The following is an 18,458-nucleotide window of genomic DNA, read 5'->3' as shown; positions in this document are numbered from 1 at the left end:
AAGGTCCGCCATGGCCACGATCGTGTCCGTCTCCGGAAGCCCCTCCCCCACCTCCCGCACCACGCGTCTCCTGCGTCACCTGGATGACCGGCTCCGCCTCCAGGGCCATGAGGTGATTCCGCTGGAGGTACGTGCACTTCCCGCCCATGCGCTGCTCGGGGCCGACTTCCAGCACCCCGCGATCGTCGAGGCCGCCGCCCTGATCGAGGGGGCGGACGGGGTGGTGATCGGCACGCCCGTGTACAAGGCCGCCTACTCGGGCCTGTTGAAGTCGCTGCTCGACCTGCTCCCGCAGTACGCGCTGGCCGGCAAGACGGTACTGCCCCTCGCGACCGGCGGCAGCACGGCCCATGTCCTCGCCATCGACTACGCGTTGCGCCCGGTGCTCACTTCCATGGGCGCGTCGCACATCGTGCCCGGCTGGTTCACCCTCGACAAGGATGTCACCGCCGACGAGGACGGCACAGCCGTGATCGCGCCCGCCGCGGCCCAGGCGCTGGAGCAGGTGACGGACCACTTCTCCGCCGCGCTGGGAGGCCGCACGACCGCCCTCGCCCCGACCGGCTGAACGGGACCGCCGGCATCGCCCCGCACCGTGGATGTCAGTCCCCGATGCCGGCATGAAGCCATGAAATACATGGTGCTGATGTACGCCGATCCCGCGGCGACCGAAGCGATGACGGCGGAGCAGCGGACCGAGGTGTTCCGCCGGCATGAAGCCTTCCACAAGGATCTGGAGGGCTCGGGCGAGTTGCTGAACGGAGCGGGGCTGGCCCATCCGCGGGACACCACGACTCTGCGATGGAGCGAGGAAGAACCGGCCGCGGCCGCCGGGCCGTTCGTGGAAGCCGCCGAACACCTCACCGCCTACTACGTGATCGAGTGCGCGACCCCCGAGCGGGCGCGCGCCGTCGCCGAGCGCGTACTCGACTTCCACGTGGTGGCGGTCGAGGTGCGGCCGATCCATGACGTGTCCGGCATGGGAGACGGCTGATCACACGCTTCCGACGCCGGGTTCCTCGAACCGGAGCAATCGCTGGGCAGCGAGCTCGGAACGGGTCAGTTCGAGCAGTCGTCCGATCCAGTTTCGCCCTCGGCCGTCGGACACGTCTCGCCAGAAAGGTGAGTCCGAGAGACCGGTGTAGCTGATCCTGGCATCCTCGGTGGACACGAGGACCTGGGCGAGTGCGGGGTGCTGTGTGAACTTCGCGCGAAGGAGACCTGCCATGACCGCGAGGCGAACCTCCGGCCAGTCGGTCCTGTGTTTCACCTGACCGCCCAGGTCATGTGCCTCCCGGCCGGAGGCCGCGTCCCGGATTCTCCTTCTGTCGGCGTCGTCCGCCGCCGCCCAAGCCCAATACCCATGCAGAACGGACGCGTAGCATTCGCCGGCGAACACGATCTGCGCCGGGAAGTCGTTGCGGAGCATGAACAGACCCGGTTCCTCGGGCCAGCCCTGGGGGTAGACGGTCTCGTGGGAGATCAGAGCCGGTCGGCCAGGTTCTGAAGGATCGTCGGAATGCCGGGCGGCTCGCCGCTCTCTCTCGCTCCGGACTCCCTGATCTCCGGCGTTGAAGTAGTTCAGGACGTCCTGATGCATCTTCGCCGTCACGACCGGGCCATCGCCGTCGACGGGCTCACCGATGTCCGTGAGCAGGATCCGCAAGGGCCGGTCCTGACGGTCCATGTCTCCGAGGACATAGATCCGAAGATGCGGTGGCACCGCCAGGTACGCCGCTCGGAGAAGTGCCCGGTTGGACTCGGCCGGCTCCTGTTGAAAGCGCCGAATCGCATCACGGCAGCGTTGCCCGGCGGTCGGCCGCTCGTTGAGCGCTTCGACGCGGTCGGAGACGTCCAGAAGAAATCCCTCTGGTGTCAGCGGTTCCCCGTGACGAGAGGCCCACTTCGATGGCTCGCCGGGAAGCGGCGGAGCGTCAGGCCCGGTCACCGCCAGTCGGCCCGTCGCCAGCATCCTCCCGAGGCCGGCCAGGTCTGTGCGTTCCCCACAGGTGATCGCCCCGTCCGCAAAGACGATCAGGTCGTCGACGTAGTAATCAGCATCTGCTCGATGCCGCCGCCAGACGTGGCACCAGGTCCCGTCGATCCTCTCTCCGCCCACCATCCGATAGGTCGGTCCCCGCCAGGTCATGGGCACACGCTATCGCCTGTCCTTCGCGAGCGGTACGCGTGGGCCCTCATGTGACGGCCCCGTGCCCGCAGTCCCGGGCACGGGGTTCACGGCTCGTCGGCTGCGGCCGTCTCTCCTGAGGCCGACGCCGGCTCACCGCACGCGCCACTCCTCGGCCAGCAGTTCGTACGACCGCACCCGGTCCGCGTGCCCGTGGGTGATGGTCGTGATCAGCAATTCGTCGGCTCCGGTGGCTTCTTGGAGCTGCTCCAGCTGGTCGGCGACGCGGCGCGGTGAGCCGACGAACTGGGTGTCGAGGCGGTCCTGGACGAGTGCCCGGTCTGCGTCCGACCAGACGTGGGCGCGTGCCTCGTCCGGCGTGGGGAACTCGATGGCCCCCTCGGCCGTACGGATGCTGCGGACCCAGAGGCCGTATCCCGTGGCGAGTTCACGGGCGGTCTCGTCGTCCTCGGCGACCACGACGTCCGCGGACACGCTGACGTACGGCTTGTCGAGGACCTCGGAGGGCTGGAACGCCGCTCGGTAGCCGTCCACCGCCTCCAGCACGGTGGCCGGACTGACGTGGTAGTTCGCCGCGAACCTGAGTCCGCCCCGGCCCGCGACCTCGGCACTCGTCCCACCGCTGCTGCCCAGGATCCACAGTTGCAGGTCCGCGCCCTCACCGGGGACGGCGCGCGCCTGCGTGCCGTCCGCCGAGCGGTAGGTGCCCGCGAGCAGCGCGAGGATGTCGTCGATCTGCTCGCCGTAGTCCTGCGACTGGGCGTTGGGCTGCTGGAGGAGGGCGCGCTGGACGGCGACCCGCGGTGAGCCCAGAAGGTGTTCGAAGGAGAAGCGGGGTGGAATGCGGAGTCCGTTCGGGGCGCGGCCGTCGACCACGGGAGTCGCGGTCACGGGCGGGACGGAGGGCGGACCGGACGGTTTGCCGCCGGAGCGCCCGAGGCCCAGGTCGAGGCGCCCGGGGTGCAGCGCGTCGATCAGGCCGAACTCCTCGACCGTGGACAGGGCGGTGCGGTGGCCGAGTTGCACGGCACCGGAGCCGAGGCGGATGGTCGAGGTCGCGGAGGCGGTCAGGGCGAGGACGACCGCGGGCGAGGTTCCGGCCACGCCCGGGTTGAGATGGTGTTCGGCGAACCAGTAGCGGGCGTACCCGAGGCTCTCGGCCCGCCGGGCCAGATCGATGGAGTTGCGCAGGGCGTCACCGGCGGTGGAGCCGGAGGAGACCGGAACGAGATCAAGGACGCCGAGAGGGATGTCGGACATGGGCGGAGGCCTCCTCAGCGCTCGGCGGATGTGCGGGCGGGTACGAGAGCGGGTACGGGTTCGAGAGCGGGTACGGCTTCGGGCGCGGGCCCGGACGACCCGAGGACCGGCTCCCACGGGAACGGCGGGTCGGGAATCTCGCGGCGCAGCACGGGCGCGACGGCGGACTGGAACAGTTCGAGTGAGTCGCGGTGCTGACGGTCCGTCAGCCCTCCCGCGTCCGCGTGCAGATGCAGCACGCTGTGCCCGAACTCCGCGTGATACCGGTGTACTTTGTCGATGATCTGCTGGGGACTGCCGATCAGTGCCGAGCTGCGCTCCACGAAGTCCTCCAGCGAGGTGAACACCGGCTCCAGGCCGAGCCGCTTCTGGAACGCCAGGTTTCCCTCGAAGACAGGCCGGTAGGCGGTGAGCGCCTCCTGGGAGGTCCGGGCCGCGTAGATGCCGGCCGTCCCCGCTCCGACCGCGATGCCGGCCGGATCGTGGCCGTAGTGCTCCCAGCGTTCGCGGTAGTGGCGGATCAACTCGGCATATGGCTCGATGGGGTTGGTGACGTTGGCGGAGAAGAGCGGGTCGCCGTGGCGGGCGGCCAGGTCGACCGACTCCTTGCTGGTGGCGCTGCCGTGCCAGACCCGGACGGGCCGCTGGAGGGGACGGGGCCACACCTCGGCGTCCTTGAGTTCCGGGCGGAAGCGGGTCGCCGCCGTGACCTTGTCCTGCCGCCAGATCCGGCGGAACACCTCGTAGCTCTCGGCGTTGCGGTCCCACTGGTCCTCGGGGGTGACCTGGAACAGCTCCCGCTGCGCGGCGCCGTTCCCCTTGCCGACGATCAGCTCCAGGCGTCCGCCCGACAGATGGTCGAGCGTCGCGTAGTCCTCGTACGCCCGCACCGGGTCGAGGAGGCTGAGGGTGGTGACCGCGGTGAACAGCCGGATCCGTGAGGTGAGCGCGGCGATGTGGCTGAGGACCACGGGCGGTGAGGACGAGATGAACGGACGCTCGTGCCGCTCCCCCACGCCGAAGCCGTCGAAGCCCAGCTCCTCGGCGAGCAGCGCGTTGTCGATCACCTCGCGGAAGCGGTCGTTCGTGGGTTTCCGGATCCCTGTGACGGGGTGGGGCGCGTGCACGATCAGGGTGATCGCCAGGAACTTCATGACGCCACCCGGTCGGCCGGCGTCCCGGCGTCGGGGTGGGCGAGGCCGAGATGGTCGCGCAGGGTCGTGCCCTCGTACTCGGTGCGGTGGACGCCGCGTTCCTGGAGGAGCGGGACGACCTTGTCGGCGAAGGCGTCGAGGCCGCCCGGGGTGATGTGCGGGACGAGGATGAAGCCGTCGGAGGCGTCCGCCTGGACGAAGTCGTTGATGGTCGCGGCGACCGTGGCGGGGCTGCCGACGAAGGCCTGCCTGCTGCCGGTCTCGATGACGAGGTCGCGGATGGACCACTTGTTGGCGGCCGCCCGTTCGCGCCACTCACGAGCGGTGGCCAGCGGGTCGCGGTACATCCGGACCTGCGCGCGGCCTCGTGCGACGGTGTGTTCGCCGAGGTCCGGGTCGATGTCGGGAAGCGGACCGTCCGGGTCGTAGGCGGACAGGTCGCGGTTCCAGACGAATTCCAGGTGCTTGATGGCGGTGGCGCCGCTGACCTGGAGGCGTCGCACCTCGCGGGCGTGCTCCTCGGCCTCGGCGTCGGTGTCACCGAGCACGAAGGTCGCGGCGGGCAGGATCAGCAGCTGGTCGGAGCGACGGCCGTAGCGGGCGAGACGCGCCTTGACATCCGTGTAGAAGGCCTGGCCCTCCTTGAGCGTGGAGTAGCGGCTGAAGATGGCGTCGGCGCCGGAGGCGGCGAACTCGCGCCCTTCCTCGGAGTCACCGGCCTGGAAGATCACCGGGCGGCCCTGCGGGGAGCGCGGGACGTTGAACTGCCCCTCGATCTCGAAGTGTTGTCCGTGGTGGACGAAGGCTCCGGCCTTGGCGTCGTTGAGGAAGGTGCCGCCCGCCCGGTCGGCGACGATCTCGTCCCCCCGCCAGGAGTCGAAGAGTTCGTTCGCCGTGGCCAGGAACTCCTTGGCCCGCGAGTAGCGCTCCTCCTGCGGCAGGAAGCCGCCGCGGCGGAAGTTCTCGCCGGTGAAGGCGTCCCAGGAGGTGACGACGTTCCAGGCGGCACGCCCGCCGGAGAGGTGGTCGAGGCTGGCGAACTGGCGGGCCACCTCGTAGGGCTCGTTGAAGGTGGAGTTGATGGTGCCGGTCAGACCGAGGTGTTCGGTGACGGCGGCGAGCGCGGCGAGGACGGTGAAGGTGTCAGGCCGTCCGACGACGTCCAGGTCGTAGATGTGTCCACCCTGTTCGCGCAGGCGCAGGCCTTCGGCGAGGAACAGGAAGTCGAACTTGGCGCGCTCGGCGGTGCGCGCGAAGTGCGCGAAGGAGCTGAACTCGATATGGCTGCCGGCCTCGGGGTCGCTCCACACGGTGGTGTTGTTGACGCCGGGGAAGTGCGCCGCGAGGTGGATCTGCTTGAGCGGCTTGCTCATGGTCGGGGTCCTTCCGGCTCAGGCGGTGGTGGCGTAGCGGTTCGCGGGGTGGGCGAGCCCGAGCAGCCCGCGCAGGGTGTCGGCCTCGTAGGCCCGCCGGAAGGCGCCCCGGCGCTGGAGTTCGGGCACCAGGCCTCGGGTGATCGCGGGGAGGTCGTGCCCGACGACGGCGGGCCTGAGCCGGAAGCCGGACAGTCCCGCCTCGCTCAACTCCTGGAGGAGATCGGCGAGTTCGGCCGGGGTTCCGGTGAAGATCCGGGCGTCACTGGTGTACGGGTGGCCCGCGAGGGCGTCCAGCCGCTCGCGACGGGCCTCGGCGGCTCCGGGGTCGTCGTCCAGGAAGACCACGAGGTCGCCGAAGACGTGCACGGTCTCGTCCCCCCGGCCGGCCGCGGTCTGTTCGGCGCGGATCTCCTCGACGACGGCGCGTGCCTGTTCGGCGTCGTGAGGGGTGACGTAGCCGAGGTCGGCGGCCCGGGCCACGAGCTGGTACGGGACGGTGGCGTGGGCCAGGGCGCTGACGATCGGCTGGCCCTGTGGCGGCCGGGGGGTGATAGAGGGGCCCTTGACGCTGAAGCGGCCGCTCTCGAAGTCGATGTAGTGCAGCTTGTCGCGGTCGATGAAGCGGCCGGTGGCGACGTCGCGTATCTCCGCGTCGTCCTCCCAGCTGTCCCAGAGCCTGCGGACCACCTCGACGTAGTCGGCGGCCTCCTCGAAGAGGTCGGTCACGAGCTCCTGCCCGGCGGGCGTGCGGTAGTCCTCGATTCGGAACTGCGGGAGGGTTCGGCGTCCGAAGTGTGCGGCCTCGTTCTGGCGTGCCGTGACCTGGACGCGCACACCGGCACGGCCGGTGCTCACATAGTCGAGGGTGGCTATGGCCTTGGAGGTATGGAACGGCTCCGTGTGGGTGGCCACTACGGTCGGCACGATGCCGATGTGACGGGTCAGTGGCGCGATCCGCGCGGCGATGAGGACGGCGTCCAGGCGTCCGCGGACCTGGTCGGTGCGGCCGTCCGGTTCCGCGGGCGAGGAGGACTGGAGGCCGAGCGCGTCCTCGATGGTCACGAAGTCGAGCAGACCGTGCTCGGCCTCGGTGACCAGATCGGCCCAGTAGGCGGCGGTGAGCAGTTCACCGGGGCGGGCGACCGGTTCGCGCCAGGCGGCCGGGTGCCAGCCGGCGCCGTCGAGGGCGACGGCGAGGTGCAGGGGAGAGCGTGACGAGGACACGGGAGGTGCCTTCCTGATCGGCCGTACGAGGATTCCCGCCCCGGCGAGCGGGGCGGGGCTGCGTGGAGACGGGTCAGGGGCGACAGAGCGCGCCGGCGACCCGCTGCAGATCGATGTGCGGCCGGCCGTACAGGTGCAGGGGGCGGGGTGCGAGCGGCCTCGGCACGCGGCGGGACACGCGGCGCATGTGCCTCACCTCCGCCCTCTCGGCCCGGTGCTCCCGGGTCTCTCGTCCGCCCGGCCCTCGCGGTTCCCCGACGGGGCGCCGCACGGTCGTGAACAGTCCCAACCTCACGGGTGTGCCTTTTCTTCCGGCTGCCCGGCCTCTTCCTGTCCGGCGTGCACCGACTGCTGTCCGCCGGGTGTGCGGACGAGCACGAAACGCGTGCGACGGCGCAGGGTGAACCCGATCGACTCATAGAGCCGGATCGCGTTCGTGTTGTCGGCGGCGGCGTGCAGGAAGGGGATGTCTCCGCGCTCCCTGATCCCCGCCGCGACCGCGCGGACGAGACGGGTGGCCAGGCCCCGGCCTCGGTGGCCGGGGTGCGTGCACACCGCGCTGATCTCGGTCCAGCCCGGCGGGCGCAGGCGCTCGCCGGCCAGGGCGATCAGGCGACCGCCTTCCCGGATGCCCAGGTAGGTGCCGAGTTCGACGGTACGGGGCAGGAAGGGGCCCGGCCGGGTGAGGGCGATCAGGCCGAGGATCTCGGGCACGTCGGCGGGGCCGAGCCGTACCGCTTCGGGCGCGGGCTCGGAGTGCAGCGTGGTGGCGGTCAACTGAACCCCGTCGCCGCTGCGTTCGATCGTCCAGCCGTCGGGCACGGCCCGCACCGCGGTGACGGGGGTGACCGCGCCGGGACCGACCAGTGCGGCCAGGTCGTCCCACGAGCGGGGGTCGGCGGGGTCGTCGAGGGCGGTGAACGGGGACATGTCCGTGGGATAGCGGGCGGCCCGGCCGACGCGCTCGGCGAGGTGGGCGTGCGGACCGGTCAGCGCGGCCCACGCCGCGTTGTCGAGGACGTGCGGTGCGGTCGGACTCGGGGAAGGGACGGGGACGGGGACGGGGACGGGGACGGGGACGGGGTGGACGCTGGTGGACATGGCGGTGCGGGTTCTCCGTATCTGGAACGCGGCCGGACGCGCCCCGGGACTTCGCCGCGCACGGCGAAGTCCCTTGGGCGCACGGTGGTTTCAGGAGTTGTCGAGCGGCAGGCCGGGCGGGTTGACCTGGGAGGTCTCCACCGCCTCGTCGGAGAGGTTCCAAGAGGCCAGCCACTTGCCGTACTGGCCGTTCTTGATCAGGTAGTTGATGGCATCGGCGACCGGCTTCGCGAGCCCGCTGTCCTTCTTCGCGGTGGCCGCGATCAGGCCCTGGATCGTCTCGCCCGCGCCGGAGAACTGGCCCGCGTTGCGGGTCGGGTGGGGGGACTTGGCGTTCTGGGTGGCGCGGTAGGCGACAGCCGGGTTGGGGCCGAAGAAGGAGTCGATCTTCCCGCTGTTCAGCGCCAGAGCCGTGGCGTTGTTGTCCTGGTAGTACTTGACGGTGAACGCCTTGCCCGCCTTGGCCAGCTTCGCCTTCCACTCCAGCAGGATCTTCTCCTGGTTGGTGCCGGCACCCACCGCGACGGTCTGGCCGGCCAGGTTCCGGTAGTCGCCGTCGAAGTTCCACGTGCTCTTCTTCAGGACCTCGAAGGCGAGGTTGTCCTGCCGGTACGAGGCGAACTCGTACTTCTTCTTGCGCTCCTCGGTGTCGGTGACGTTGGAGAAGGCGACGTCCACCTTGCCGCTGTCGACGCCGACGAACAGGTTCTCCCAGGTCGAGTTCTTCACGACCGGCTTCAGCCCGAGGACCGCGGCGACCAGCTTGCCGAGGTCGGGTTCGCTGCCGGTGAGCGTCTTCTGGTCCTGTCCCACGAAGTTCAAGGGCGGGGACCCTGCGGGCAGTGCGCCGATCCCCACGACCAACGTGCCTCTCTCGGCTACGGACTTGGGCAGCTCATCGCTGATCGACTTCACCTCGGAGACCTTCAGCACGGTCTCCTTGGCGGCCCCGTTGGAGAGCGCGCCCACGGTCACGGTTCCGGCCGCGTCGGTCCGCGTGCGGGTGGCGGCGTCGCTGTCTCCCCCGCACGCGGCGAGGGAGGCCGCGAGGGAGGCGACGGCGGCGGTGGCGGCGACGCCGCGGAGGGCCTTGCGGTTCAGGCTGAAGGTGGGCATGGCTGTCCTTATCGGGTGTGCGGTGAGAGATGTGGGGGAACGGTCCCTGCGGGCCGCCGAATCGGGGGAGAGCCGCCCCGCCGCGGGTCGGGGCGGTGAGGCAGGAGCACCTCGGCGAGAGGTGTCTCGCTGCGCGTCGAGAGGAAGCGGTCAGAGCACCTTGCTCAGGAACTCTCTGGTGCGCGCTTCTCGCGGATGGTCCAACACCTGCTCGGGCGGGCCCTGTTCGACGATGCGGCCGCCGTCCATGAAGACCACCCGGTCGGCGATCTCGCGGGCGAAGCCGATCTCGTGGGTGACGATGACCAGCGTGGTGCCGCTGTGTGCCAGATCCTTGATGACGGCGAGGACCTCGCCGACCAGTTCGGGGTCGAGCGCCGACGTCGGTTCGTCGAAGAGGATGACTCCGGGCCGCAGGGCGAGCGCGCGGGCGATGGCCACGCGCTGCTGCTGACCGCCCGACAGTTGCCGGGGGTAGGCGGCCGCCTTGTCGGCCAGGCCCACCCGGGCGAGCAGATCGCGGGCCAGGTCCCGCGCCCCGGCCCTGGACAGCCGCCCGGTCGCCACGGGAGCGGCGGCCACGTTGTCCAGCACGGTCAGGTGCGGGAAGAGGTTGAAGTTCTGGAACACGAACCCGATCCGGCTGCGCTGGGCCAGGATGGCCCGCTCGCTCAGCTCCTTGAGACGGTCGCCGTGCCTGCGTACGCCGATGAGCTCACCGTTCAGGCTCACATGGCCGATCTCGGGCTTCTCCAGATGGTTGATCACCCGCAGGAGGGTGGACTTCCCGGAGCCGGACGGACCGAGGACGACCGTCACCTCACCGGGCCGCACGGTCAACTCCACACCGTCCAGAACCCGTTGGGCTCCGTACCACTTGTGCACATCGTGCACCTCGACCGCGGCCGGCTCGACCTGGAGCGCTCCGGCGCTCTCGGCGGTCGCGGTGGCGTCCGCCGCCCGGGCGGAGGCGGTCGACGCGACTTCCGCCGCGTCGGCGGCCGGGGCCGTCCGAGTCCTCACTGTCGTCAGATGCGTCTCGCCGCTCATATCGCCGTCTCCCTCCGGAACCGGGCCCGCACGTCACGCAGAGCGTTCCGCGCCTTCTGCAACGGGGTCGGCGGCAGGGTGCGCAGCGCGCCCCGCGAGTAGTACCGCTCGACGTAGAACTGGATGACGGACACGACGCTGGTGAGGATCAGGTACCAGGCGGTGGCCACGAGGAGCAGCGGCACGATGTCGCCGGGGTAGGTGCTGCCCATGCTCTGCACGGAGCCGAACAGGTCCAGCAGGGACACGTAGAAGACCAGCGAGGTGCCCTTGATCAGGCCGATCAACTGGTTCACGTAGTTGGGGGTGATGGAGCGCAGTGCCTGCGGGAAGACGATCTTCGCGAACTGGTACCGCTTCGGCAGCCCCAGGGCGGAGGCCGCCTCGTGCTGGCCCTGGTCGACGGAGAGAACGCCGCCGCGTACCACTTCGGAGGCGTACGCCGCTTCGTTCAGGCTCAGTCCTACGACGGCGACGGCCATGTCGGTGGCCAGGCGGGACTCGTCGAAGGTGAAGAAGGCCGGCCCGAACGGAACGCCCACGCTCAACGTCTGGTACAGCGCGCTGAAGTTGTAGAGGAACAGCAGGACCACGATCAGCGGCACCGATCGGAACAGCCAGGTGTAGACCCAGCTCACCGCGCGCAGCACCGGGCTCCGGGAGAGCCTGGCCAGAGCCAGCACGATACCGCCGAGAAGGCCCAACACGGCGCTGTAGAGGGCCACTTCGAGGGTGATGAGAAGGCCGTCGAGAATGGTGGGGCGGAAGAACCAGTACTGGAACCGATCCCACTGGTAGAAGGGGTTGGTCACCAGGCCGTGGGCGATCTGGGCGGCCAGCACGAGTACGACGGCCGTGATGATCCAGCGGCCGGGACGCCGGAGCGGAAGGACTCGTTGGGCCGCCAGAGGCTTGGGTGCGGCGGGGAGGTCGGTACGGGGGATCGCCTCTGCGGGCGCCGCTGATCCGAAGGACACAGCGCTGCCGGAAGGTTGACTCATGGAGAGCTCCAGCGGATTCGGACACCCCGGACCACGGAGCGGCAGCGCCACGCCGAGCGGGACGGCTCAGTACGCGGCGAGGCACGGGCACACGTGGAACGGGGGCTGAACGGGAAAGGACACATCGCGACAGCGGTGGTCGTCGAAAACTCGAAGAGCCGTCAGCCCCTGGTCGTCAAAGACCCGAAGGGGCGGTCAGCCTCGGCTGAGGGAGCGACACATGCCCGTACAGAGGGCGCTGTTGACGCGCAGCAGGTCCACGGAGCGGTCGGCGCACAGCACATCGCGGCCGAGGCGCCGCCATGCGGCCGTCCCGTCAGCTGTGTGCATCGCCGTCACCATTTCTACTCCGGCCGAAAAGGCATCCTGTAGTGGGCCGCAGGTTAGGCCCGCCCCGAAAACAATGTCAATGCGGGTGACCACCAGGTGAGACCGCACGTGCGGCCTCCTTGACGGCACAACAGAGCGCACCGAGACTGGCATGGACGGTCACGATTGTCAGCGCCCACGGTGCGGGTTCGCCCGCTCCGGTGGTCATCGGCCCCGGCCCGCTGACAGGCAACCCTTCCACCGCGACGGGGTGCCCCGGGTGACGACCGGGTCCCGCCGGTGCGGCGGGACAAGAGCGGTCTCGCGTCTCGCGAGCCCCGGAGTCGGGACCGGTGGGAATGCCAAGGAACGGCTTGACGAGGCGCCTGCACATCGATCTGTTGCGTGTCTCCAGCGCTTACTGATCCGCTGCCGGTCCGTGCGATCCGGACCGGTGCGACCAGCGCAGTCAATCCGCATTCGGCCGCCGGTGCCCACAAAGCGGCGGTGGCTTCCTTCTTCCCCCAGGGAGAGTCATGCCCGAGACAGCTTCGCGCACGTCCAGCACTGCCAACGCACGCCCCTGTGAGCAGGTTTCGTTCCCCTCGGCCCTTCGCCTCCAGCCGACGGCGACACCGTCCGTCCTCCCCCACCGCGTCGACAGCCGCATCGGTGTCGGTCTCGCCGGCGGCTTCTACCCGGCTCCACACCGCTACGAGCTGTATCTGTCGCGGAGTTGTCCGTTCTCGCTGCGTATCGCCATCACCCTCGAACTGCTCGGCCTTCGGGACTCGGTCGCCACCACACTCCTGGCGGACCCCGCGCGGACACCCGACGCCTTCGCCTCACTGCGCCGCGCCTACGAGGCCACCGAGTACCACTTCGACGGACCGCTCACCGCTCCCGCCCTGTGCGACCGGTGGAGCGGACGCATCGTCAGCAACCACCCGCCCGCCATCCTCCGCGATCTGGCCGGACTGTTCTCCGGTCACACCACGACGAGCCCCTCCGCGCTCTGCCCTCCGTCCCTCGCCGCCGACATCGAAGCCCTCCGCGATCTGCTGGACCGCGATGTCACCCCGTCCGCCCCGTCCTCGGAACTAGCGGCGGCCCTGGAACTGTTGGACTGTCAACTCGCCGCGAAGCCCTACGTGTTGGGCGACTCCCTCACGGCGGCGGACGTGGACGTATGGACGGCTCTGACCGGGCTGGGCCCCTGCGACGCCCTCCGCTCGCGTCCCCGGCTCCGGGACTACGTACGCCGTCTCGGCGATCACCCCGCCTTCCGGCACGGGAGTGATGCGGTGCCCCTGTCGGCGGACGTCTGACGCTCCCGCCGGAACCGGGCCTGCCGGGCAGGCGGACGGTGACTCGCGCGGACGGCGAGCGCCGGGCCGGAAACACCGGCCCGGCGGCCGCGCGGATCACTCGCGCGGAACCAGCAGAATGCTCACGCCCCTCAGGGTGGAGGCCCAGTGCCGGCCCTGTTCCAGGACCTCGCGCCCCGGTCCCATAATCTGCTCCTGGAGGAGCAGCGCCGACTCGCGGAGTTCCTCCCACGGCTCCGGTACCTCGAAGGCACGCCGGGACCGCTCCACGGAGCCGATCAGGGCACGGCAGGCCGCCTCGACGTCCGCGACGTTCTGGCCGGCCGATCCGACACCCTCGAGCGACCAGGTCATCCACAGGCGGCCCATGGCATCACTCTGTCCCATCCCCGGATACGACGCATGCCCGATGCCACCTCTCGCCGCCGCGACTCTCCTCCCCCGGCCGCCCAGAAGCCGGACCAAGCCCTGCGTCCCCGTGAAGCCGACGACGCCGGGCAACGCCTGCGGACCTGTTGTCCGGATCATGCGGCGGGCTCCTCGACCCGATCGGCCTACGCGTAGCGGGAACACGCGACCGACCGGCGCGTAGCCAATCCCGGCGAAAGCCGTCTCCTCAGGGCGTGTCCCGTACCGCGCAGCGGCGTGTCCGCACTTCGATGTGGATTCCAGGGCCTCGCGAGCCGAGCGCCGGCGAATCGCGGACCGGGCCGCCCCGCCCTCCGTGCCCGCTTCCCGGCCGGCCCGGCGCACCCGTCACCCCACAGGACCCGGTCCAGGCAGGCACCTCCATGGAACCCGCACCTCCCGTTCCCCGGCCGCCCTCACACCGGCCGTCCCCGGCGTCAGGTCCACCCGCGTCCGGCGGCTCCGCCGGTCCCCCACGGCTGGGCTGGCTGGACGCCCTGCGCGGGATCGCCGCGCTCCTCGTGGCGGTCGACCACTCGTCGTACGCCTTCATGGCGGAGTTCCGTGAGCAGCTGATGCCCCAGCTGAACATCGGCCGGTACGGCGTCATGGTGTTCTTCCTGGTGAGCGGCTACGTCATCCCCGCCTCGCTCGAGCGCCGGGGCTGTGTGAGGACCTTCTGGATCGGGCGGGCCTTTCGCGTCTACCCGCTGTGGGCCGCCGTGGTGGGCTCGGTCCTCGCGCTGGATCTGCTGGGCGTCGCGCACCTGGGGGCTCGCTTCGACGGGCGGAATCCCGTCACGGTGGCCGTCGCGCACGTCACCCTGCTCCAGGAACTGCTGGGGACGCCGAGTGTCGTCCTCGTCCTGTGGACGCTGTCGTACGAGCTGGCGTTCTACCTGCTGGTCGTCGCCCTGTTCACGGTCCGGCTGCACCGGCGCTCGGCGACGGTCGCGGTGGTTCTGGGAGCGCTGGCCGCCGTGAGCGCGACGGCGGCGTTCGTGCCGCGGGCGTCGGCGCTCTCGTCCGCGGTCGGTACCGGACCGCTCGTCGCGCTCGCCGCGACGGCGCTGGTGTTCGCCGTCCTCTGCGGAAGTTCCACGACGTCCGCGCTGCGTGTGCCGGGGGCCGTGGCGGGAGGCGTCCTCGCGCTGGTCCTGGTCCCCTTCAACGGCACCGTTCCCCTCTGGGAAGGCCTGGTGATCCTGGCGGTGATATTCCTCGGCACCGCCGTCCGGCGGGCGGAAGGCGGGGAGATCACCTGGCCATGCGCGGCCCGCACCGCCGCCGTCGTGCTGATCTGCGCCGTGGGGAGTGCGTACGAGCACGGCGCGGCGACCCACTTCGCACGGCGCGGCTGGATCACCGCGTTCCTGCTGGCCGTACTCACCTTCGGCGTGGCCCTCGCGCTGCGCCGCCGGAGATTTCCGCGCGCGCTGACCCGGTTGGGGACGGTCAGCTACTCGGTGTACCTGGTGCATCCGGCCCTGCTGGCGGTGAGCGGCAGCGTGATCGGCCGGTACCGCCGCGACAGTCCCGTACTCGAAGCGGCGTTCCTCGCCGTGCTGCTGCCGTTGGCAGCGCTGACCCATCGCCTCGTCGAGGTGCCGGGTCAGGCCCGGGGCCGGAAACGGATCCGCCGCATGCGTTCGACGTGACCCGTCCACGCGCGGCCCACAGGAGAGATCTCCGGGGAACGGGCGGCAACCTTTTCGCTTCCGGCGGCCACTGATGGACACATCACCGGCTCGATCCTCCGAACGGATGCGCATGAAGGAAACGAGGCAGGCCGCGCGACGGCGCGGACGTCGGCGGACGCTGTGGGCCCTCACCCCGGTCGCCCTGGTCGCGGTCGGTGCTCTGGTCTGTCTGGCCGTGGCGTTCCGCCCCGGTCACCGGGCCGATACGGGACACCCGGCGGTCTCGACCGCCGCCGGTTCCCGGGGGACCGCGGCTCCCGGCCGGGGGTCCCCGGCCGGATCGACGTCCCCCACGGTGACCCGGTCGCCCGGCTCGGCCGTCTCCCCGACCGAGACGGCCCGCCCCTCCACGGCGTCTGCGCGGCCGTCGACCCCGGACGCCTCCCGGACCACGGCGACGACAGCCGCGCTGGCGGGACGGATCCGCCCGGGGGTCGGTTACCGGGGAGTGGCGACCACGTACGACGCCGGAACCGGCGACGGCGCCTGCTCCTACGGTCCGAGCGGCGATCTCATGACGGCGGCGATGAACCACACGGACTACGAGACGTCCAAGGCGTGCGGGGCCTACGTACTGGTGCGCGCGGCCGGCGGCGCGACCGTCACGGTCCGGATCACCAACGAATGCCCGACGGGCTGCGCCCCCGGGCAGCTCGACCTCAGCGCACAGGCGTTCGCCCGGCTCGCGAACCCGGTGGCCGGCCGGATCCCGATCACGTGGAAGCTGCTGAGTCCCGGCGATTCCGGCACGGTCGCGCTTCGCTACAAGACCGGGTCCAGCCGCTACTGGTGCGCGGTCCAGGTGATCGGCCACCGGAATCCGGTGGCCCGGCTGGAACTGCGAGCCGACGGCGGATGGCGGCTGCTGCCTCGCACCGACTACAACTACTTCCTCGCCGAGGACGGCGGCGGGTGCGGCGGCACGATCAGGATCACCGACATCTACGGTGAACGCCTGACCGTCGACGGCATCGCGCTGCGCCCCGGCAGCGCGCAGACGACCCGGCTCCAGTTCGCCCGGCACTGAGGAGTGCGCCCCGTCGCACGCCGGGGCGCATCCGAGGTGAAGGCGTCCTCGCCGGAACGGCCTACTCCGCGCCCCTGCCGCAGCGCACACCCGCGGCAGGCGGCCGGGGCGGGGAGGGAACGGTGACGGAGCCACCGCCCGCGGCCACCGCCGACGCCGGCTCGACCGAGGCCGGCATACGGAGCAGCAGCAGGGCCGCGTCGTCGTGCAGCCGGCCACCCACATGGGCCTGGAGCTCGGCGTCGAGCGCGGCGAGCGTGGAGGCCGGCTCGTCGGACACGTGCCGTGCCAGCCCTTCCGCGAGGGCGTAGAACTCCCGACCGTGGTCACGGGCCTCGGTGACCCCGTCGGTGTACAGCAGGAGCTGGTCGCCGTCGGCGAGCGGCAGCACCTGGAGGCTCGGGGTCTCCCCCGTCAGGGCCCGCAGCCCGAGCGGCGGAGCGGGATTGACGGGGTCGACCGACGCGACGCTCCCGGACGCGCGGACATGCAGCGGAGGCGCGTGACCGCAGTTGACGACCTCCAGCCGGCCCGGTTCCGGGTACCCGGCGACCACGGCGGTCACGAAGTCGTCGTAGCCCAGGTTGCGCGCCAGACTCCGCTCGATCCGGGTGACGACGGTGAGGAGATCGGGCTCGTCGTAGGCCGCCTCACGGAAGACGCCGAGCACGAGCGCGGCCGTGCCCACGGCCGGCAGTCCCTTGCCCCGGACATCGCCGATGATCATGCGGACCCCGTACGGCGTGGGCACCAGCGCGTAGAGATCCCCGCCGATCCGGGCCTCGGCCGCGGCGGCGCTGTAGCGGACGGCCACCTGGAACGGTCCGACACTCGACGGTATGGGAGCGAGCACAGCGTGCTGGGCGGCCTCCGCGACGGAGCGGACGGCCGCGAGGACCCGCTCCCGGCGCCAGCGCAGCGCGCTGGCCAGGGCGCTCGCCAGCGTGACGGCCGCCAGGGCGGACAGGACGGCCATGAGCTCGGCACCCGGAACGCCGTCCCGGATGCCGAGCACCGCGCTCAGCGTCGCGGCCAGCAGACCGACGCACAGAACTCCGAACGGCCGGCTGGTGGTGGCAGCCAGCGCGGGCCCTGCGGCCAGCAGCGGCAGCCAGATGATCCCCGCTCCCCCGGCCAGGTCGGCGAGCACGATGGCACCGACGACCAGTAAAGGCAGCACCGGGGTGCCGAAGGCCAGATGGGCGGCGCGCTTGCGGGCCGCCGCGCCGGAACCGACGCCCCCGTTCCTGAACGTCCGTTTCGGCCAGTGCTCGCTACCGTGCTCTCGGGCCTGACTCATGTTCGTCCGCAGTCCTCACCTGGGTTCATCCCTGAAATGTCCGGTTGATCCAGGAAAGACGTTCGAGGCGTGATCCACAAGCACGGAGATTTCAGATAGTGAGTGACAGGCCCCTGGTCACCCGGTTCGCGGTCGGGATCAGCCGCGTCAGGACTTTGTCGAGCCGGGACAGCTGCGCGGCGGGGAGCGAGACGCCGAGTGAACCGAGCGTGTCCCCGCTGTAGACGGGTACGGCGACGCAGACCGTACCGAGAGCGTACTCCTCCAGGTCCGTGACGGCCGGGGCCGCCGGCGACGAGGCCAGGTGGCGCAGCAGCTGCCGCCGGCTGGTGATGGTCCGCGGGGTGAGGTCGGCGAGGGTGTGCCGGGCGAGGTAGTCGTTGCGGGACTCCTCGTCCAGCTCCCGCAGCACGGACTTGCCCAGCGCGGTGGCGTGCCCGGCGTCCTCGAAGCCGACCCACAGGTCGACCCGGGGCGCCCGGGGCCCGTCGACGATCTCGGCGACCCTGATCTCACCGTCCTCGTAGAAGGTGAGGTAGGCGGCCGAGGCGAGTTCGTCACGCAGAGCGGCGAGCGCGGGACGGACACGGCTGAGCAGCTCCTGCCCGCGGCCCTGCGTCCGCAGCGTCTGCATCTTGTCGCCCAGGATGAACCCGCCGTCGTCGAGTTTGCGGATGTACCCGTCGTGAACGAGAGTCCGGAGCAGGTGATAGGCGGTGGCCAGCGGCAGTTCGGTCTCGCGCGCCAGCTGTTTGGCAGGCGCACCGTTCTCGTGCGCGCTCACCGCCTCCAGCAGGCGGAAGGCCCGCTGAACGGAGGTGATGAGCGTGGGCCCGTCGCGAGCTCCCATGCCACCAGAGTGCGCCGAGGTCACGGCACAGGCAAGGCGCCACCGGATCCGGTGATCGTCACGGTGAACGTCAGAACGTCCTCCCGGGCCTACGGGCCGCTGTTG

General features: G+C 70.8%; 20 protein-coding genes and 1 riboswitch. Of the genes, 6 read left to right on the top strand and 14 right to left on the bottom strand.

The window, feature by feature from the left end:
• Positions 1 to 10 precede the first annotated feature (10 nt).
• Both ssuE and OG780_RS39870 read left to right on the top strand, forming a co-directional pair.
• The gene (gene ssuE / locus OG780_RS39875; RefSeq protein ID WP_328456605.1) at positions 11 to 568 is read left to right on the top strand and encodes an NADPH-dependent FMN reductase; all 558 of its coding nucleotides are present in this window, start codon (positions 11 to 13) and stop codon (positions 566 to 568) included.
• 60 nt (positions 569 to 628) lie between these two features.
• Positions 629 to 994, top strand: coding sequence for a YciI family protein (locus OG780_RS39870; protein WP_328456603.1), 366 nt, complete (start codon positions 629 to 631; stop codon positions 992 to 994).
• On the opposite strand, the gene OG780_RS39865 is transcribed toward OG780_RS39870, so the two are convergent.
• The 11 genes from OG780_RS39865 to OG780_RS39815 all read right to left on the bottom strand — a co-directional run bounded on the left by OG780_RS39865 (position 995) and on the right by OG780_RS39815 (position 11,761).
• The gene (locus tag OG780_RS39865; RefSeq protein WP_328456601.1) at positions 995 to 2,149 is read right to left on the bottom strand and encodes an NADAR family protein; all 1,155 of its coding nucleotides are present in this window, start codon (positions 2,147 to 2,149) and stop codon (positions 995 to 997) included.
• A 132-nt stretch (positions 2,150 to 2,281) separates the two neighbouring features.
• Positions 2,282 to 3,409, bottom strand: coding sequence for an MsnO8 family LLM class oxidoreductase (locus tag OG780_RS39860; protein ID WP_328456599.1), 1,128 nt, complete (start codon positions 3,407 to 3,409; stop codon positions 2,282 to 2,284).
• Between the two features lie 14 nt (positions 3,410 to 3,423).
• The gene (locus OG780_RS39855) at positions 3,424 to 4,563 is read right to left on the bottom strand and encodes an LLM class flavin-dependent oxidoreductase (RefSeq protein WP_328456597.1); all 1,140 of its coding nucleotides are present in this window, start codon (positions 4,561 to 4,563) and stop codon (positions 3,424 to 3,426) included.
• Positions 4,560 to 5,936 (bottom strand): NtaA/DmoA family FMN-dependent monooxygenase, encoded by a 1,377-nt coding sequence (locus OG780_RS39850; protein WP_328456595.1) that lies wholly within the window; start codon positions 5,934 to 5,936, stop codon positions 4,560 to 4,562. The genes OG780_RS39855 and OG780_RS39850 overlap by 4 nt, the downstream gene beginning before the upstream one ends.
• Positions 5,937 to 5,954: 18 nt before the next feature.
• Positions 5,955 to 7,163 carry an LLM class flavin-dependent oxidoreductase gene (locus OG780_RS39845; RefSeq protein WP_328456593.1) on the bottom strand — a complete coding sequence of 403 codons (1,209 nt, stop codon included), beginning with the start codon at positions 7,161 to 7,163 and terminating at the stop codon, positions 5,955 to 5,957.
• A gap of 73 nt (positions 7,164 to 7,236) precedes the next feature.
• Positions 7,237 to 7,350 (bottom strand): putative leader peptide, encoded by a 114-nt coding sequence (locus OG780_RS39840; RefSeq protein ID WP_328456591.1) that lies wholly within the window; start codon positions 7,348 to 7,350, stop codon positions 7,237 to 7,239.
• Between the two features lie 104 nt (positions 7,351 to 7,454).
• A complete protein-coding gene (locus tag OG780_RS39835) occupies positions 7,455 to 8,264 on the bottom strand; it encodes a GNAT family N-acetyltransferase (RefSeq protein ID WP_328456589.1) in 810 nt (269 codons plus the stop codon).
• A gap of 90 nt (positions 8,265 to 8,354) precedes the next feature.
• Positions 8,355 to 9,380: a transporter substrate-binding domain-containing protein gene (locus OG780_RS39830; RefSeq protein ID WP_328456587.1), complete on the bottom strand. Its 1,026-nt coding sequence runs from the start codon at positions 9,378 to 9,380 to the stop codon at positions 8,355 to 8,357.
• Between the two features lie 150 nt (positions 9,381 to 9,530).
• Positions 9,531 to 10,430, bottom strand: a complete 900-nt coding sequence (locus tag OG780_RS39825) for an amino acid ABC transporter ATP-binding protein (RefSeq protein ID WP_328456585.1) — start codon at positions 10,428 to 10,430, stop codon at positions 9,531 to 9,533.
• Positions 10,427 to 11,431, bottom strand: coding sequence for an amino acid ABC transporter permease (locus OG780_RS39820; protein WP_328456583.1), 1,005 nt, complete (start codon positions 11,429 to 11,431; stop codon positions 10,427 to 10,429). Before OG780_RS39820 ends, OG780_RS39825 begins: the two co-directional genes overlap by 4 nt.
• A gap of 195 nt (positions 11,432 to 11,626) precedes the next feature.
• Positions 11,627 to 11,761, bottom strand: coding sequence for a hypothetical protein (locus tag OG780_RS39815; RefSeq protein ID WP_326789910.1), 135 nt, complete (start codon positions 11,759 to 11,761; stop codon positions 11,627 to 11,629).
• A gap of 157 nt (positions 11,762 to 11,918) precedes the next feature.
• A riboswitch (SAM riboswitch) is annotated at positions 11,919 to 12,063 on the top strand.
• A gap of 36 nt (positions 12,064 to 12,099) precedes the next feature.
• Between OG780_RS39815 and OG780_RS44780 the strand changes: the two genes are divergently transcribed.
• Together OG780_RS44780 and OG780_RS39810 are read left to right on the top strand one after the other, a co-directional pair.
• Entirely contained in the window at positions 12,100 to 12,165 is a 66-nt protein-coding gene (locus OG780_RS44780) for a putative leader peptide (protein WP_351121255.1), read from the top strand.
• A gap of 111 nt (positions 12,166 to 12,276) precedes the next feature.
• Positions 12,277 to 13,068, top strand: a complete 792-nt coding sequence (locus OG780_RS39810; RefSeq protein ID WP_328456580.1) for a glutathione S-transferase C-terminal domain-containing protein — start codon at positions 12,277 to 12,279, stop codon at positions 13,066 to 13,068.
• Positions 13,069 to 13,164: 96 nt separating this feature from the next.
• On the opposite strand, the gene OG780_RS39805 is transcribed toward OG780_RS39810, so the two are convergent.
• A complete protein-coding gene (locus OG780_RS39805) occupies positions 13,165 to 13,455 on the bottom strand; it encodes a hypothetical protein (RefSeq protein ID WP_328456578.1) in 291 nt (96 codons plus the stop codon).
• A gap of 404 nt (positions 13,456 to 13,859) precedes the next feature.
• Here OG780_RS39805 and OG780_RS39800 point away from each other — a divergent pair, with 404 nt between their 5' ends.
• Both OG780_RS39800 and OG780_RS39795 read left to right on the top strand, forming a co-directional pair.
• Entirely contained in the window at positions 13,860 to 15,134 is a 1,275-nt protein-coding gene (locus OG780_RS39800) for an acyltransferase family protein (protein ID WP_328456576.1), read from the top strand.
• Between the two features lie 112 nt (positions 15,135 to 15,246).
• Positions 15,247 to 16,203 (top strand): expansin EXLX1 family cellulose-binding protein, encoded by a 957-nt coding sequence (locus tag OG780_RS39795; RefSeq protein ID WP_328456574.1) that lies wholly within the window; start codon positions 15,247 to 15,249, stop codon positions 16,201 to 16,203.
• Positions 16,204 to 16,264: 61 nt separating this feature from the next.
• On the opposite strand, the gene OG780_RS39790 is transcribed toward OG780_RS39795, so the two are convergent.
• Complete coding sequence (locus tag OG780_RS39790) at positions 16,265 to 17,503, bottom strand: PP2C family protein-serine/threonine phosphatase (protein WP_328456572.1); 1,239 nt, start codon at positions 17,501 to 17,503, stop codon at positions 16,265 to 16,267.
• 91 nt (positions 17,504 to 17,594) lie between these two features.
• A complete protein-coding gene (locus tag OG780_RS39785) occupies positions 17,595 to 18,353 on the bottom strand; it encodes an IclR family transcriptional regulator (RefSeq protein WP_328456570.1) in 759 nt (252 codons plus the stop codon).
• Positions 18,354 to 18,458 lie beyond the last annotated feature (105 nt).

It is taken from the genome of Streptomyces sp. NBC_00386, assembly GCF_036063235.1.
Classification (GTDB): domain Bacteria; phylum Actinomycetota; class Actinomycetes; order Streptomycetales; family Streptomycetaceae; genus Streptomyces.
The sequence above is the reverse complement of the archived record's forward strand: the minus strand, read 5'-3'. Positions and strand labels throughout refer to the sequence as shown.